This is a genomic window from Streptomyces sp. NPDC025273 (assembly GCF_040638585.1).
Taxonomy (GTDB): domain Bacteria; phylum Actinomycetota; class Actinomycetes; order Streptomycetales; family Streptomycetaceae; genus Streptomyces; species Streptomyces cinereorectus.
Map to the genome: position 1 here is coordinate 53,157 of NZ_JBEZYP010000007.1, position 13,691 is coordinate 66,847.

Annotated in this window: 10 protein-coding genes; 1 reads left to right on the forward strand and 9 read right to left on the reverse strand. The window is 73.0% G+C overall.

Translation table 11 applies throughout. The features are described from left to right. Positions 1-131 precede the first annotated feature (131 nt). Both AB0F38_RS14175 and AB0F38_RS14180 read right to left on the reverse strand, forming a co-directional pair. A complete protein-coding gene (locus AB0F38_RS14175; protein WP_361891672.1) occupies positions 132-1,304 on the reverse strand; it encodes an aminotransferase class V-fold PLP-dependent enzyme in 1,173 nt (390 codons plus the stop codon). 123 nt (positions 1,305-1,427) lie between these two features. Next, positions 1,428-2,726 carry an amidohydrolase gene (locus AB0F38_RS14180; RefSeq protein ID WP_361891674.1) on the reverse strand — a complete coding sequence of 433 codons (1,299 nt, stop codon included), beginning with the start codon at positions 2,724-2,726 and terminating at the stop codon, positions 1,428-1,430. A gap of 167 nt (positions 2,727-2,893) precedes the next feature. Here AB0F38_RS14180 and AB0F38_RS14185 point away from each other — a divergent pair, with 167 nt between their 5' ends. Further along, on the forward strand, positions 2,894-3,064 hold the full coding sequence (locus tag AB0F38_RS14185; RefSeq protein WP_030757923.1) for a thiazolylpeptide-type bacteriocin: 171 nt from the start codon (positions 2,894-2,896) through the stop codon (positions 3,062-3,064). Between the two features lie 81 nt (positions 3,065-3,145). Here the strand turns inward: AB0F38_RS14185 and AB0F38_RS14190 are convergent, their stop codons facing one another. From AB0F38_RS14190 to AB0F38_RS14220, 7 genes are all read right to left on the reverse strand, one after another. After that, on the reverse strand, positions 3,146-5,125 hold the full coding sequence (locus AB0F38_RS14190; protein WP_361891677.1) for a TOMM precursor leader peptide-binding protein: 1,980 nt from the start codon (positions 5,123-5,125) through the stop codon (positions 3,146-3,148). Next, the gene (locus tag AB0F38_RS14195) at positions 5,122-5,877 is read right to left on the reverse strand and encodes an ABC transporter permease (RefSeq protein ID WP_361891680.1); all 756 of its coding nucleotides are present in this window, start codon (positions 5,875-5,877) and stop codon (positions 5,122-5,124) included. The genes AB0F38_RS14190 and AB0F38_RS14195 overlap by 4 nt, the downstream gene beginning before the upstream one ends. Continuing rightward, a complete protein-coding gene (locus AB0F38_RS14200) occupies positions 5,874-6,869 on the reverse strand; it encodes an ABC transporter ATP-binding protein (RefSeq protein WP_361891681.1) in 996 nt (331 codons plus the stop codon). The genes AB0F38_RS14195 and AB0F38_RS14200 overlap by 4 nt, the downstream gene beginning before the upstream one ends. 44 nt (positions 6,870-6,913) lie before the next feature. After that, a complete protein-coding gene (locus tag AB0F38_RS14205; RefSeq protein WP_361892174.1) occupies positions 6,914-7,969 on the reverse strand; it encodes a peptidase M50 in 1,056 nt (351 codons plus the stop codon). A gap of 104 nt (positions 7,970-8,073) precedes the next feature. Further along, entirely contained in the window at positions 8,074-9,234 is a 1,161-nt protein-coding gene (locus tag AB0F38_RS14210; RefSeq protein WP_361891684.1) for a lantibiotic dehydratase C-terminal domain-containing protein, read from the reverse strand. Further along, positions 9,222-11,957, reverse strand: coding sequence for a lantibiotic dehydratase (locus tag AB0F38_RS14215; protein ID WP_361891686.1), 2,736 nt, complete (start codon positions 11,955-11,957; stop codon positions 9,222-9,224). Before AB0F38_RS14215 ends, AB0F38_RS14210 begins: the two co-directional genes overlap by 13 nt. Positions 11,958-12,040: 83 nt before the next feature. Then, on the reverse strand, positions 12,041-13,666 hold the full coding sequence (locus tag AB0F38_RS14220) for a nitroreductase family protein (protein ID WP_361891688.1): 1,626 nt from the start codon (positions 13,664-13,666) through the stop codon (positions 12,041-12,043). Positions 13,667-13,691: the final 25 nt, after the last annotated feature.

The window sequence follows — 13,691 nt, forward strand, 5'->3', positions numbered from 1 at the left end:
GAAAGTCCCCGCCAGCCCGGCTCCCGGGCAGGAGCCGTCGGCGTCCAGGACGCCGGTGCGCACGTGCTGTCCCCGCGACGTGTGGTCCGCCTTCACCGTGCTCGCGGCGGACTCACGCGCCGTGCCAGGTCTCAGCGGCTGAGTCCGGCGATCACCTCGACGGCGCGGTCGATCTCCGCCTCGGTGTTGTAGTAGTGCGGGGAGAGCCGTACCAGCGGGTGCACGTCCCGGACCTCGGAGTCGAACTGTGTGTGTCCGGCGACGGTCGTGGTCACGTTGATGTGCTGCCTGGCCAGCGCGGCGGCGACGTCCGCGGTCGGGATGCCGTCGACCTTCGCCGTCACGATGGCGCACTTCTGGGTTCCCTGGTCGTGCGTGGTGACGCCGGGCAGGGCGTCCAGCCGACGGCGCAGGAGGTCGCCGAGTGCCAAGGCGCGCTCGCCGATCCGGTCCATGCCGAGATCGAGAGCCTGGCGCACGGCCGAGTCCAGCCCCAGGACGTTGGAGTACGCCATCTCCCAGGTGGCGAACCGCTGTGCCCCCGGCTGCCAGGTGAAGCCGCGTCCGCCGTCCCAGCTCGCGGACTCGAGCTCCACGCCGAACGGTTCGAGGCGGTCCAGCGCCTCGCTGCGGACCCACAGGAAGCCGGTCCCCCGCGGCCCGCGCAGGAATTTGCGGCCGGTGGCGGTGAGCATGTCGCAGCCGATCTCGCGTACGTCGACGGGGAACTGGCCGACGGACTGGGTGGCGTCCAGGAGGAAGGGCACTCCGGCGGCCCGTGTGATCCGGCCGATCTCGGCGACCGGGTTGACCAGGCCCCCGCTGGTGGGGACGTGGCTCACGCCGACCAGTGCGGTGCGCTCGTCGATGAGGGCGGCCAGCGCCGTGCTGTCCAGCCGGCCCGCGGCGTCGTCGGGGACCACGACGATCTCGGCCCCGGTGCGCCGGGCGGTCTGGAGGTAGGCCAGGACGTTGCTGCCGTACTCGGCGCGGCCCGTCAGGATGCGGTCGCCGGGGCTGAACTCGAGGGCGTGGAAGGCGGCGCTCCAGGCGTGGGTGGAGTTGTCGAACAGCGCCACCTCGTCGGCCCGGCCCCCGATCAGCTCCGCGATGTTCCCGTACGTCGCGCCGATCCGCGCCTGCTCCTGGTCGGCCGCCTCGTAGCCGCCGATGGCCGCTTCGAGCTCAAGGTGCGCGGTGATCGTGCGCAGCGTCTGCCGGGACATCAGGCCTGCTCCGGCGTTGTTGAGATGGACCCGGCCCGTGGTGCCGGGGGTTTCGCGGCGGAGGGCTTCGATGTCCATGCGGGTACCTTCTCCTCTGTCCGACCGGCTGCACCGGCCACGCTCCCAAACCTCCCCACGTAAGTAAAGTGACTCTTTCCGTACGGTCCGCCACCACACGGACGGAACTCTTCCCCCGATCGTTCACGTGTGCCCGCCGGTCTGCGGCACTCCGCTCGTCGCGGCACCGCCCAGCCGGGCGAGGGCCGCGGCGCTCAGAGCGGTGATCGCGGGCGGGAGTGCGGTCCGGATGTCCGGGGCGAAGCGGGGCGAGTGGTTCGGGGGAAGACGGGCCGCGTCCGCGGCCCATTGCTTCGGGCCCACGACTCCGACCATCCAGTAGACGAGCGGGATGCCTGATTCGGAGTGGATCTCCAGGCCCGCGTCGCCGAAGAGCGGGAAGTCCTCGGCCGCCATCGACGGGGGCCAGTGGCCGACCCGTTCGGGGCCGTACAGGGCGGTGTGGGCGGCCCGGACGGTCCGGGCCGCGTCGGGGTCGCACCACAGGGCGGGTGAGCGGGAGAGCATCGTCAGGTCCGGGTCGCGGGGGCAGGCGGAGGCAGCGCACTCGGCCCGTACGATCCGCTCCACCGCTGCCAGGGCGCGGTCAAGGGTCTCGTCGTGCGTCGCTCGGATACCGATGCCCAGTTCGGCGGTGTCCGGCACCACGTTGACCGCGGTGCCCGCGTGCAGCGTGCCGACGGTGAGTGTGAGCTGGTCGGCGGGTGCGGTCTCGCGGGCGACCACGGTCTGGAGGCGGGTGACTACGGCCGCCGCGGTCACCACGGGGTCGACGCTCAGGTGCGGGGTGGCGGCGTGGCCGCCCCGGCCGTGCAGGACGACGGTCAGAGCGGCGCTCGCGGCCGCCACCGGCCCGCGCCCTGTGCCGTGCGCGACCATCCCGGCCGGGAGCGGGGCCGCGTGCTGGGCGAGGACCACGTCCGGTCTGCCGAATCTCTCGTACAGGCCGTCCGCCAGCATGGCCCGGGCGCCGGTCAGGGTCTCCTCGGCGGGCTGGCCGACGGCCACGAGGGTGCCCTGCCACCGGTCGGCGGTACGGGAGAGGAGGTCCACCGTGCCGGCCGCCGCCGCGAGATGGAGATCGTGGCCGCAGGCGTGCATGACGCCGTTGGCGCTGGCGTAGGCCAGGCCGGTGCGCTCCTCCATCGGCAGCGCGTCGAGTTCGGCACGCAGGTAGACGCGGGGGCCCTCACCGTTGCGCAGGACGCCGACGACGCCGTGGCCGCCCACGTCGCGGGTCACCTCGCAGCCGGCGGCGGCGAGCCGTTCGGCGAACAGGGCGGCGGTGCGGCTCTCCCGGCCGGACGGCTCGGGATGGCGGTGCACGTCCAGGTAGAGGGTGAGCGCGGGGCGCAGGACCTCTCCCACCCTGGTCAGGACGGGGTGGGGAGGGAACGTGGGCGAGAGGGCTGACGGGGTCATGGGGGCTCCTGTGACCGGGAGTTCAGGGATTCCGACGGGCGCTGGCGTCGCGTGCCAGCGATGTGCGTGCGCGAGGCGTGCCGAACGGTCAGCGGTACCCGGTGGAATGGGCGGCGTACACCCCATCAGCCGGCCGCCGGAGTCGACGGCCCGACGGAGGAGACACCATGAACAAGGACCTGAGCACCCTCGCCGACGAGATCCTCGAGCTCGAGGCCGAGACCTTCGAGATCTCCGACTACTCGGACGCCAGCGAGGTCGTGCTGGCCGGTTCCACCAGCACCAGCTCCACCTCGACGTGCAGCTCCACCACCAGCACCACCTCCTGCTCCGCCTGATCGGGCGTCAGCAACAGTCCGCTCGCGCCCGGTATCCGTCGATCCCCGACGGATACCGGGCGTCAGTGGTTGCGGGCCGCCTCAGGGGAACGGGTGCGGGACCCGGCGGATCTCGGCGTCGGTCAGATCCGTGGCGCGATGCCCGCCGCGTCGCAGCGCGGTGCGCAGCCGTGGCATCAGCAGGGCCCGCTGCCGGTTCCAGCCGAAGTCGATCGGCAGGAGTCCCGGCACCAGGGTGCAGACCGTGCGCAGCCCCATGCGCTCCTGTTCCGGGGCGGTCTGGTCGACGACGATCACGTCGTGGCCGGCCCCGGTCAGCTCGTCGCGGACGGCCAGGACGTCGTCGAGCAGATCACCGGTGCGCGGCCGGCCGTTCCCCTCCCAGCCGCGGTAGACCTCCTCGAAGGGGCGGACGGCCGTCGGTTCCAGGTAGCTGCGGGCGTGTGCGGCCATCCGTGGCAGGCCGTAGAGCTGGGCGTGGTCCTTCAGGTGCCGGACCCGGTGGAAGTCGTCCGCCATGGCCTCGAGTTCGTCACGGCGCTCGGTGGTCTGGCGGGACAGGTGCGGGATGTAGGTGAGCACTTCGGACAGCGCGCCCTCGACGGCGGCGAGCGGGTCGAGCGATGCCGCTGCCGCGAAGGAGAGCATGCCGGGGCCGCCGTCGCGGCGGACGGCCACGGCGGTGACGACGGGCACGGCCAGGTCGATGCGGTTGTCGAGGACATGGACGTCGTAGCCCTGGAGCGCGGCCCGTTCCGCCATGGCCGCGGCGGTACGGCCGCCGACGGTGTCCAGGTCGATCCTGGTGAGGCCGGCCGCGCCGTACCAGGCGTTGAGGAAGGCGTCGCGCTCGACGAGTTCGAGGAGGCCGCCGAGTACCGCCTCCTCCAGGCTGCCGCCGATGGCGCAGCCGTTGGAGCACTCGAAGACGAAGTTGTCCGAGGCCAGGCCGGCGCTGTAGTAGACGAGGCGGGAGGGAACGAGTACGGGGCGTTCGTCGCGCAGTGACCAGCCCCGCTCCCACGGGATGGGCCGGTCGGGGTCGAAGGGGTCGACCAGCGGATCGTCACGGTAGGTACGAGGGTCGTAGAAGCCGCAGGTGGCGGGGTCGACCGCGTCCGCCCTCAGTTCGTTCCAGGAGCCGATGACCGGAGTGGTCCGGCCGCGCCGGTGGGTTCCCGCATAGCGTTCGAGGCCTTCGAGGAAGGCCAGGGTGCGGCTGGTGGAGAAGTCGTTCTCCTGACCGCTCCAGGTGACATCGTTGAGCCCCGCGTAGCCGCGTACGAAAACGCTGCCCGCGACCGGGGCGGTGGTCGGGGAGGTGACGTTGATCCAGGTGCCGCCGCCGAGGGCGCCGCACACGGGGTTGGCCAGCGCCTCCTCCGGGATCGGGTACGAGCGGGCGGGGCGCAGACGGTAGGTGTCCGGGTCCGGTTTCGGCCGCGAGGTGAGGGTTTGCGGGGACTTCCCGGCCGTGCCGGGCCAAAGACCGCAGCCGGGACAGAGCGGATCGGGCAGGAGGGGGAACGTCCGTATGTGCAGGGTCTTCAGGTCGAGGCGCGACACCTGCGGCAGGGCCCGGTCGGCGGGTCCGGCGGCGGGCGGTACGGCGTCGGGGGTGCCCAGGACCGCGGCGTACAGCGCGGCCACGGCGTCGTGCGTGTGGTCGGTGAGCAGCGGCCACTCCCCCACGGGCCGGGGGCCGTCGGGGCCGCCGGTCTCCAGGGCGTCGCGTTCGCTGCGACTGCGCAGCCGCTGCCAGCGCATCGCGAGGCAGCGTCCGCAGGCGGGCGCGGTGCCGTCGCCGCCCCAGGGGCCGACGAGTACGGCGGAGGCGGTGAGGTGGACGCGTGCCCCGGGCCGGTCGGCGGCCCAGGGGTCGGGGGCGGCGCGGTCGCCGAGGGTGGCGGCGGCGTCGGTGGCGCCGATCGGGACCACCTGGAGGGTGCCGGGGCCCAGACGGTCACCGAGGGCGGACTGCAGCACCGCCCGCGCACGGTCCATCGCATGCGGCAGCGGTGAGGACGGCCGGGGCGGCTGCTGCCGCGTGCCGGTGGTCATGAGGCCTTGGTCCAGCGGAAGGTCCGGAGCGCGACGGCACCGAAGACCAGGGCGAAGACAGCGAGGCCCGTGCAGCCGATCGCGATGTCGGAGGAGTCCCCACGGCCGGTCAGCGCGTGGGACACGGCGTCGTTGAGGTAGCGCAGCGGCATGACCAGGGAGACCTTCTGCAGCCAGAGGGGCATGGCGTCCATCGGGAAGAAGGATCCGGACAGGAAGGCCATGGGCAGCATCAGGAAGTTGGCGACGGCCGCGACGGACTCGGGGGTGTTGGCGAAGGAGCCGATGATCACGCCGAGCAGCAGGAACGTCGTGATGCCCAGGGTCATCACCGGGATCAGCAGGGGCCAGCCGGAGGCGGGCTCCAGGCCGAACAGCGGCAGCATCGCCACACCCACGAAGAGCAGCGACTGGACGAGGCCGACGACGAGGGCGAGGACGTAGCGGGAGCCGATGACGGCGGACAGCGGGGCCGGGGACATCCGGATCAGTCGCAGGATGTCGTCGGTACGCCACTGCATGAGGGTGAACGCGATGCCGAACACGGCGGCGTTCGCCACACCCCAGGAAAGCACGCCGGCAGCGGTGTAGGAGATGTAGGACAGGCCGCTCTGCTCGACGTCCTGGCCGCGGAAGATCAGGCCGAAGACCACGAGGAAGAGGAGCGGGAAGGCGAAGGTGAAGAAGAGGGTCGTGCGGTCGCGGACCTGGGCACGGTAGCCCGCCGCGGTCAGTGCGGTGTACGCGCTCATGCCTGCTGCTCCGATGTCTTTGCGTTCCGGCCGGGGGTCTGCCGGGCCTGGGTGAGGCGGGCGGTGAGGTCGAGGTAGACGTCCTCCAGGCTGGCGGAGCGGGTCTGCACGCCGTCCAGTCCGATGAGGCGGTCGACCGCGCTGAGCACCCGTCCGGAGGTCCGGGTCTCCAGGACGAGGGAGCCGCCCTGGACGGTGACGCGGTCGACGCCGGGTATGGCGGCCGCCGCCTGTTCGTCGAGCCTGCCCAGCGGCAGCAGCAGCCGGCTGGGGGTCTCGGAGGCGTCGACGAGGTTGTGCGGGGAGTCGGTCACGGCGATCGCGCCGTCCACGAGGATGGCGATGCGGTCGCACAGCGCTTCCGCCTCGTCGAGGTGGTGCGTGGTGTAGACGATGGTGCGGCCCTCGGCCTTGAGTCCGCGCAGCACCTCCCACAGGGCGCGGCGGGCCTGCGGGTCGAGGGCGGCGGTCGGCTCGTCCAGGAAGATCAGCTCGGGACCGTGGACGAGCGCGGAGGCGATGGCCAGGCGCTGGCGCTGGCCGCCGGAGAGGCTCTCCACCTGTACGTCGCGGTGTTCGGTCAGCCCCACCGAGTCCAGGGTGGCGTCGACGGTGGCACGGGACACCCCGAAGAGTGCGGCGACCGTGCGCAGGTGTTCGTGCGCGGTCTGCCGCACGAAGAACGCCGAGGACTGCGTCTGCACGCCGAGGCGGGGCAGCAGCGTGGTGTTGCGTGGCCAGGGGGACTCGCCGAAGAGGGCGACCGAGCCTGAGTCGGCCCGGCGCAGCCCCTCCATGATTTCCACCAGGGTGGACTTGCCTGCCCCGTTGGGGCCGAGGAGGCCGAAGAACTCCCCGCGGCGGATCTCCAGGGAGACGTCGTCGACGGCCTGCCGGTCTCCGTACCGCTTGGAGACCCCCACCACTTCGACGGCGGGGGACGGGGTGGTGCCTTCGGGGGGTGTGGCTCGCATGGCCTGTACCTCACTCATATGGTGCGCGGGTCCTTCGGGTCGGGTGGTGGGGCGCGGCCGGCTCATCGGAGCAGCAGCAGGAGGGCCGCCGTGCAGGTGCCGGCCGTGGCGAGGAGGATCAGGGCCGCCGATCCGATCCCGTACGCCATGTAGACGCGGCGGGCCCGCCGGGGGTAGGCGGCAGCGGCCTGGGCCCCGGTCCTGCCCCGACGCAACGCCAGGTACACGCGGGTCTCGGGGGCCAGGTGGGCGATGCCCAGGGCGTGGCCGAGCATGCGATAGCCGTCCAGCGGCGGGAGCGGGACGAGGTTGCTGAGTCCCTGGACGCTGCCGAGCAGCAGCAGACCGGCCAGCAGCGGACGGGTGGGGTCGTCCCCCGGGAGCAGCAGCCACCACAGGGCGAAGGGCAGCAGGAGCAGCAGGTTGACGTAGGCGCCCGCGCCGGCGACCACCTGCTTGGCGCGCCGGCCGGGCAGGAACAGGTAGTTGTCGACCGTGCAGTAGAGCATCGCGGCCGGGAACCTCCAGCGCAGTCCGATCTCGGCGACGTGGCCGCCGTAGTGCTGGGCGGCGACGCCGTGGGCCAGCTCGTGGAGGGTGATGCTGAACCACAGCAGCAGGGCCACCGCGGCCAGTGCGAGGGGTCTGCGGACCAGCTCGACCATGCCGTCGAGCAGTTCACCGGCGTGGAGACCGAGCACCGCCAGCATGGCCAGGACGGCCGCCAGCAGCGGCAGCTGGACGGCGGGGTGGAGCAGCGGCCGCAGGACCCGGTGCAGCCGCGCGGTGGTCGCGTCGGCGTCGGCGACCATCCGCCGGGTACCGCGCCAGAGGGTGCCGGTGCGGGGCGGGGCCGGTGGGGCGGGCGGTGGGTCGGGGGCGCCGGACAGCAGGCCACGCGCGCCGAGGAGCCCGAGCAGCCGGTTCCAGTTGTCCTCGGCGAGGCGGCGGCCGAAGTGGGCGGCGTACGCGGGGCCGATGTCGTCGAGGTTCCGTGTCCCGTCGAGCCGGGCGATGACGAAGTGCTCCTTTGCACCCACCTCGAACGCGGCGCCGCTGCCCGGGTGCTTGATCAGGTGCACGGTGCGGGGGCCGCGCAGCAGGGGCGGGCTCAGCATCACCCCCTCGCGCAGCGCGGGCCGGTAGGCGCGGGCCGCCGCTCGGGCACCTGCCGGTGGTGCGGCGGGCGGGCCGGGGGCGGCCGGCCGGCCGGGGGCGTCGGTCATGCGTGCGCCCCTGTGCCGTCGGGACGGGGCGCGGTTCCGGTCCCGGCGGCATCTGCGTCCCGGAGCACCTGGCCGAGGACGAAGGACAGATAGGCCTCGTCGCGGATCGTCACATGCAGCCGGTTGTTGGTCATGTGCATGTACGGGGACAGCAGCCGGGGCAGGACCGCGGGCACATGGGTGAGCGTCTCCAGCGGGACGGCGTCCTGCTGTTCGGCGCGCTGCTGGCCCGTGTCCTCGCGGGCGGGCCCGTCCCACGCCGGGAAGGCGAGCTCGCCACGGGTGGCCAGGTCCACCACGCGTGCGCGCAGCTCCAGGCAGTGGGCGGCCCAGCCCCGCAGGAACGCGGGCAGCCGCTCCGGCTCGCCCACGGAGACGGCTGCGTGGATCTCGGCGAACCGGCGGCCGAGTGAGGGCGCCATCTCGGCGTAGTTACGCTCGTACTCCTTCGATCCGATGAACCCGGTGCCGGGGAAGGCCCGGTGCCAGAACTCGTAGTAGCCGTCCAGGTAACCGGCGAGGCGGTCCTTCTCCGGCAGGAAGCAGCTCGCCATCACCATCATGAGCTGGGCGGAGGTGCCGAGCAGCACGGTGCGCAGGTGCAGGTTCATGGTGCGGAAGGCGTCCATGACCAGGTCGCTGGAGTGCCGGAAGTGCCATTCGGCGAGCTCGACCCCGGCGGGCCCGCCGTACTTGGCGTACTCGGGGGCGTAGGCCTCGTACGAGAAGGAGTTGTTCGGCCGCAGATTCATCCGGCCGTCCTCACCCATGTACCGGCCGCGGTCCTCCCCGGGGAACTCGATGTCGAACAGGGCGTTGTAGAAGTCCTTGAGGAAGCCCGAGTCCACCTCGTACAGTGCGGGACGGGTACGGAGGAACGCGCCGAGCGCCTCCTCGGTCCTACGGCGCACCTCGGGTGCGGCGGCGGCGCTCGCCGGCCGCAGCCGGAGCCGGACGTGCGGGCCCTCCAGCCAGTAGTTGATGAAGAAGTGGCCGGCCAGCAGCCCTTCCTCCGTGAGCCGGTCCACCAGCGGGCGGACGCAGTCGACCAGCATCGGCCGGGGGCTGGCGGCGTAGAAGACGTGCAGGGCGATCCACTCCCCGTCCGGCCGGCCGGGGGCCGGGTGGGCGGGGCGGGGCGAGGTCAGTTCCGGCATGTCGGGCCATCCTCCGTGCGGGAGCGGAAAGTGAAGGTCTCCACGGCCAGTTCGGCCACATGGCGGCCTCGCGCCGAGGTCAGATGCAGCCCGTCCTCGGCGGGGAGCATCTCGCGCAGGACCACCCGGGTGCCGGGCTCGCGCGCCACGAGGGCGTCGAACGCCGTCAGGGAGAGGTGGCTGGCGAAGTCCACGTAGGCCGGTTTGGCTCCGAGAGCCGCCCGGCCGTCCCGGATCACGGTGGCGAAGACCTGGTCGGGCAGCCGGTGGCTGCGCCGCCAGCGCTGCCAGTCCAGGTACCACTCCTCCTCACCCGTTCCGGGGCGGCGGACCGGGAGCGCCGACGCCTCCGCCGTCCAGCTGCGGCGGCTGATCACGATGTCGCCGTGGCGCACCCGCGGCCGGTGCGTGACGCCGTCCACGGGATCGCTCTCCGGGACGCCGCCCCAGACGTTCGAGGGGGCCATGGTGCTCGGCGAGAGGAGCAGAAGGGTGCGGGGGATCTCCGGCAGGGCCAGGGGCACGAGATAGCCGAGATAGACGGGGATGACCTCGCACTCCAGCCTGCGCGAGCGCAGGACGAGGCGGTCGGCCTTCTCCTCGTGCTCCAGACACAGGTCGTCGAGGTGGATCCGGCTGTCCTCGGGGACGGTGGCCGTCTCGCCGGGGCAGACGATCTGGTAGTCCGTCAGGCGGCCGTGCAGGTTGAGGTTGCTGGTGACCGGTCCGCCGGTCAGCTCCGCGAACACCGCCCCCCGGGGCTGCCGGGCGCGGATCTCCGCACGCAGCAGACCGGAGAGTCCGGGCGCCGCGGGTGCCTCCGCGTCACCGGGGCCGTCGTACACATGGGTGAAGCGGCTGAAGGGGAACGCCACCCCTCCGTAGGAGCGGTTGAGGACGACCAGGGACTCACCGGCGTGGCCCGGGGCGGGACGGGCCAGCTGGATGTGGTGGCTCTGCGCTGTGAAGTCCGGGCTGAGGGGCTCGAGTTCACTGGCTACCGAGGCGAGGAGCTCCTCGGGAAGCCTGATCTCCGCGGATCCGTCCGCCTCCTCCCACAGCGTCCGCATGCCGGTGACGAAACGGCGGCGGGCGTCGTCAAGGGTCCTGAGCGCGGGCTGGCCCAGCCAGTTCTCCTCCGGCACGTAGGTGCCGTCCTCGTCGAAGGCGGCGCGCTTGGAAGTGAAGGAGATGTACTGGTCGAAGAGGTCCTCGTGGAAGTCGTGGACGAGGCCGAGCAGGTCGTCGCACCGGCCGCCGCGCCCGTACCGGGCGACGAAGAAGCCCCGCAGGGTGATGCGCTGGGGCAGCGTCATGTCGAACATCGGCAACACCCCCTCGACCGCTCGCAGTGCCCGCCCCGTCGTACCGGTCAGCACGCCGGGACCACAGACCAGGTCGTCCCCGGCGCTGACGTCCTCGTACAGGAGAGTCTGCGGGAGCGCGGGCTCCGGCGCGGCCAGCTCCCGCTGAGTGGCCAGGAGTTGCTCGCGCAGGGTGCGCAGCAGTGTCCGCCGCTCGTCGACCCCGGCGGCCGGGTACGCCGCCAGGCAGGCGGCCGGACCGTCCAGGCTCCGGGCCACCCGGTCGGCCCAGGGGGCCTCCAGCGCGCGCAGGGCATGCTGGAAGGAGCCCAGCGGGTCCGGGGTGTGCACATCGGTGCGCAGGCAGGGCACCTGCACCATGCCGAGCTGGAGCAGGGCCGCGGCGTAGCGTTCGCACTCGGTGCGTTCGGCGCCGTGCTCGGCCTGCAGCCAGTCGACGAGGTCCCGGTGGCGAAGGTCCGTACGGCCGTCGAAGAAGCCGAGGAGCCGCTCCAGGGTGCCGCTGCTGCGGAGGTAGAAGAGCCGGTCGCGCACCGAGTCGAAGGTGACGGCGGCGCTGTCGTCGCCCGTCGTCACCCACTGCCGGACGTAGCGGATACGGTCCTCGTCGCGGCCCCAGCCGGGGGACAGCACGACGGGCAGGTCCTGGCGGCGTACGGGGTCCGCGAGGATCAGATCGGCCAGCCGGCCGAGGGCGACGACGTTGAGCCGCACATGGCTCGTCCAGTCCTCACCGGTCCGCAGTGCGGTCCGGCCGTCCGCCGGGTCACCGTCGAAGGTGCCCAGGGCGACGGCCGTGAAGGTGCTGAACGGGCTGGTCTTGCACGCCGTCCGGTAGAGGTAGGCGAGCGCGGAACGTTCGATCTTCCGCATCCGTTTGCCGTCGGTGCCGGTGTCGCGCAGATAGGCGTCGAGCCGGCTGTCGAGCGTCGGCGAGGCCAGCAGCAGTCCCGGTCCGAGGCGGTCCCCGGCCAGGAGTGTGCGCAGTTCGCCCCGGGCGGTGCGCAGTTCGGCGGCGAGCAGCCCGGCGCCCCGGTCGCGGAGTTCGGTGAGACCGGCGCGGTCGCGAAGCCATGCGGCGGTCCGGGCGCCGGCCACCTCGTCGAGGCCGGACACCAGGCGTACGGCGGCGGCGGGGTCGGCGGGCAGCCGGTTGTTGAACACCTGGCGGCGCAGCGCGAGCAGCGCCCTGCGGGCGTCGCCACCGACGGCGTCGGCGGCCTCGACGAGGTCGTGCAGCAGATCGCTGAGGGCGGCGCCGCCCGCGAGCAGGCGCTCCTGCCCGTCCAGGACCTCGTCGGCCCAGCGGCGGGTGCGGACGCAGCGCAGACCGTGCACGCTCTCCACGGGCAGTCCGGCGGCACGGAGCACGAAGCGGCGACCCGGCTCCCATGTCACGGCGGGAGGAGGGTCATGGGGCGCGTCGGGACCGGACGAGGCCGGCGTGTGGGATGTCGTGAGTGTCATCGGAAGTCTCCCGGTCAGGCGATCTCGTGGTGGAAGTCGGCGGGCCGGGGGCGCTCGTGACCGAGCGGCATGATCAGCAGGGGGGCCTCGTCACCGTCCTCCAGGCCGAGCTTCTCGACGAACGAGATGTTGTCGAAGCCGAGGGCCACCCCCGCGCCCAGGTCCAGGGCCGCGGCTGCCACGTAGAAGGTCTGCGCGACGGCGCCCGCGGTGCCGACGGCCAGCCGGTAGCCCCGGTCCCCGACCGCGTCCAGGACGGCCGTGGTGCGGACGGTCGGCACGAGGACGACGCCGGCCTGCTCCAGGTTGTAGTTGGCCAGGAAGTAGTTCTCCTGGAGGAACGCCCCCTGCGGGCCGGGCTCGACCAGCCGCAGGTCGCCTACGTCCGGGTCGTAGGCGTACGCGCCCGGCTCGATGCCCGCCACGTGGTTGACGAAGGCGTAGAGCGTGGCCAGCCGTACGGTGCCGGCCGGGTCGGCGTCGCCGCACAGGGACGTCGCCGCACAGGCCGCCAGGACCGCCGAGAGCTGTGCGGGGGTGACCGGGCGGGCCGCGTCGAAGCGGCCGAAGCTGCTGCGCCGCCCGCGCAGCGCCCGGCGTACCGGCATCTCCGGGAAGGCCGGGGCGGGCAGCGCGGCGCGGGTCCCTCCGGCGGGCACCGGGAGGGCCGCCGCGGCGGCGAGGGCTCCGGGGGCGGGGCGGTCCGCGGCACGCTCCACGGTCGCGGTGTGCATGTCGAGCACGGTCGGGAACTCCAGCACCGTGCGGGAGCGCTCGATGTCCCGGTGCCGGACGGCCGGACGGTGCCCCGGGCCGGATGCGGCGGACGGGGGTGCCTGGTGCGCGGGCCCGTCCCAGTGCAGCGGGACGACGGCGAAGATGCCCTCCTCCTCACCGGCCACGCCGAGCAGGCTGTTCAGCCGGGGTTCGTCGAACCACAGCACCGGTGCCGTCCGCAGGCCGCGGGCACCCGCCCAGATCCGCCAGGTCTGGACGAGGGTCCCGAGGTCGGTGGAGACCACGTGGTACGAGAAGCTGTTGTACTTGAACGCGTTCTGCCAGTACTTGACGCCCAGGACCAGGTACTGGTCGGTGTCCAGCGCCTCGGCCGGCGCGTCAGGTCCCAGCGCCTCGCGTACGCGCCCGGAGACATCACCGGCCAGCAGCCGCTGCACGGCGTGACGGTGGACGTCGTAGTAGTGGATGCCCGGGGTCAGCGGCCCGGACGGGCCGGAGACCCAGTAGATGCTGACCGGGTAGAGCCCGCCGCCGCCGGCCGTGCCCCGGGACCAGTTGGCGTGGGTGTAGAACGGCAGGCCGGACAGGTCGCTGTTGGCCTGGACGCCCAGCCGGCGGCCGGTCAGCCCGTAGGAGTCCTTGAGCATCGCGGACAGCAGCGGCACAGTGAATCCGGACGGACGCGCACCGCCGTCCGCGTCGCCCGGGGCCGCCGGGAGCAGCCCGCGGGCGGCCGGGGGGTCGGCGAGGTCGTCGCCGTCCGGCAGGGGGTAGGACTCGACCCCCGGGTAGAACTTTCCCTTGCGGGGGCCGTCGGCCCAGTCGGGGACGAAGTCGGCGGGTTCCATCGGGATCCGGCCGCGGTGCATGACGGCGTTCGCGTACTCGTGGGCGTACCCCATGGGGTCTCCCCTTTCGGATGGGCGG

What these genes read in the sequence shown, in the direction of transcription:
- AB0F38_RS14175 (WP_361891672.1), bottom strand. Translation starts at nt 1,304, where the DNA reads ATGGACATCGAAGCCCTCCGCCGCGAAACCCCCGGCACCACGGGCCGG.
- AB0F38_RS14180 (WP_361891674.1), bottom strand. Translation starts at nt 2,726, where the DNA reads ATGACCCCGTCAGCCCTCTCGCCCACGTTCCCTCCCCACCCCGTCCTG.
- AB0F38_RS14185 (WP_030757923.1), top strand. Translation starts at nt 2,894, where the DNA reads ATGAACAAGGACCTGAGCACCCTCGCCGACGAGATCCTCGAGCTCGAG.
- AB0F38_RS14190 (WP_361891677.1), bottom strand. Translation starts at nt 5,125, where the DNA reads ATGACCACCGGCACGCGGCAGCAGCCGCCCCGGCCGTCCTCACCGCTG.
- AB0F38_RS14195 (WP_361891680.1), bottom strand. Translation starts at nt 5,877, where the DNA reads ATGAGCGCGTACACCGCACTGACCGCGGCGGGCTACCGTGCCCAGGTC.
- AB0F38_RS14200 (WP_361891681.1), bottom strand. Translation starts at nt 6,869, where the DNA reads ATGAGTGAGGTACAGGCCATGCGAGCCACACCCCCCGAAGGCACCACC.
- AB0F38_RS14205 (WP_361892174.1), bottom strand. Translation starts at nt 7,969, where the DNA reads ATGCTGAGCCCGCCCCTGCTGCGCGGCCCCCGCACCGTGCACCTGATC.
- AB0F38_RS14210 (WP_361891684.1), bottom strand. Translation starts at nt 9,234, where the DNA reads ATGCCGGAACTGACCTCGCCCCGCCCCGCCCACCCGGCCCCCGGCCGG.
- AB0F38_RS14220 (WP_361891688.1), bottom strand. Translation starts at nt 13,666, where the DNA reads ATGGGGTACGCCCACGAGTACGCGAACGCCGTCATGCACCGCGGCCGG.